The sequence below is a fragment of the Paenibacillus sp. 01T442 genome (genome assembly GCF_056398345.1).
On record NZ_JBFTPF010000198.1, the window covers coordinates 1 to 1,245 of the forward strand.

The following is a 1,245-nucleotide window of genomic DNA, read 5'->3' on the forward strand; positions in this document are numbered from 1 at the left end:
TTCAGGGTGAAAGTAAACTTTCTTTTCAGGAATGATTCGGTTTTTTGGTAATGGCATAGAGCAAGACCTCCGTCAAATTAGCTATTAACTAATTCGACAGAGGATTTGGAATTACCTGTTAGTCAATTGGTCAGTCGTAGTTTTTTTTTCTTAGGGAAGGGGTTTCTTAATGCTATACATTATGTGAGTTGTAACTTAAAATGTCGGTGACTGGAAGATGGGATGTCGTTGAGTTTGAATATAAATGACGTGAGCTCGTACCTTTAAGGTACGGGCTTTTCTTTGTTTTCAGAGAGTCTGGTGCGATAATTAAAAGTCATTATTATACTGGTTTTGCGGATTGTAACCTGTTTTGAATATGGAATATAAAATGTCATTTTTAATGTAATCGAGTGTGATTATATTCAAATTTCACAGGATTAAGCATAATTAAGAAATGTTAATAAGAATGAATCTGGGTTGTTTAAAATGCAATTAAAAGAATTTAAATTATTTTGCCGAATCCTAAATGATGGAAAATGAAAGAACTGAAGAGGGATGAAAAATGTTAATTAAATGGGCTCAGTTGTCGGATATACATCATTTGTATAACAACTACGAAACTACTGTAATGAGAGATAATCTCATTGAGTATCTACATAATATACAAGATGAAATAGACTGGTTGTTTATTACGKGGGATATTGCTCATAGAGGGGGTAGTTATGGACCCGAAACAATATCCTTTTTGGATTCTCTTCTTGAATCTATTGATATTGGAAAGCAACATCTTTTTATTGTTCCTGGAAATCACGACTTAAATAGAAATCCTATGGTGGATAGATTAGCGAGTCATATATTAAGTGCGCCAAATGCAAAAGATGAAGTGAATAGTATTGACTCGGGTACTTTTGAGACAATACTTTCCATTCAAGAACCCTTCTTTAGGTTCTATAAAGAATATATGGATGAAGAATACCCAAAAAATGCTTTGCATTTTGTAAAACGTTGTCCTGGATTTAACGTTTTACATATTAATACTTGTCTTATCGCAGGATCAAAAGGTGTAGAAGGCAAAATTCTCGTTGGCTTAAGTAAATTGTATGAGGCAACAAAGCATTTGCCCAAGGATAATACCATAAACATAGCAATAGGACATCACACTATAAATTGTATACACAATGATGAACGAGAAAGCTTGCTTAATCGTTTTTCTGATAGCCGAATCGATTTATATATGAATGGTCACGTTCATAAAGCAGCATA

At 33.4% G+C, this 1,245-nt stretch carries 1 protein-coding gene; it reads left to right on the forward strand.

What is annotated here, in order from left to right:
- Positions 1–544: 544 nt before the first annotated feature.
- Positions 545–1,245 (forward strand): metallophosphoesterase family protein (locus AC1DLM_RS35370; protein ID WP_477572622.1); only part of this gene is annotated, 701 nt, incomplete at its 3' end.